The 657-nt window shown below is 60.3% G+C and carries 1 protein-coding gene; it reads left to right on the forward strand.

Features of this window, described 5'->3' with window-relative positions; all coding sequences use genetic code 11:
- A partial coding sequence (gene aac(3)-IIe, locus ACMWLG_RS25875; protein WP_414763063.1) for an aminoglycoside N-acetyltransferase AAC(3)-IIe occupies positions 1-657 on the forward strand: 657 nt, incomplete at both ends.

A 657-nucleotide genomic window follows, 5' to 3' on the forward strand; every position in this document is an offset into this window, starting at 1 on the left:
GGAGTCCAAACCGGTGACCTGTTGATGGTGCATGCCTCACTTAAAGCGATTGGTCCGGTCGAAGGAGGAGCGGAGACGGTCGTTGCCGCGTTACGCTCCGCGGTTGGGCCGACTGGCACTGTGATGGGATACGCGTCGTGGGACCGATCACCCTACGAGGAGACTCTGAATGGCGCTCGGTTGGATGACAAAGCCCGCCGTACCTGGCCGCCGTTCGATCCCGCAACGGCCGGGACTTACCGTGGGTTCGGCCTGCTGAATCAATTTCTGGTTCAAGCCCCCGGCGCGCGGCGCAGCGCGCACCCCGATGCATCGATGGTCGCGGTTGGTCCGCTAGCTGAAACGCTGACGGAGCCTCACGAACTCGGTCACGCCTTGGGGGAAGGGTCGCCCGTCGAGCGGTTCGTCCGCCTTGGCGGGAAGGCCCTGCTGTTGGGTGCGCCGCTAAACTCCGTTACCGCATTGCACTACGCCGAGGCGGTTGCGGATATCCCCAACAAACGATGGGTGACGTATGAGATGCCGATGCTTGGAAGAAACGGTGAAGTCGCCTGGAAAACGGCATCAGAATACGATTCAAACGGCATTCTCGATTGCTTTGCTATCGAAGGAAAGCCGGATGCGGTCGAAACTATAGCAAATGCTTACGTGAAGCTC

Source organism: Enterobacter sp. 01-M-02-SI-ECC (assembly GCF_047530595.1).
GTDB lineage: Bacteria > Pseudomonadota > Gammaproteobacteria > Enterobacterales > Enterobacteriaceae > Enterobacter > Enterobacter cloacae_M.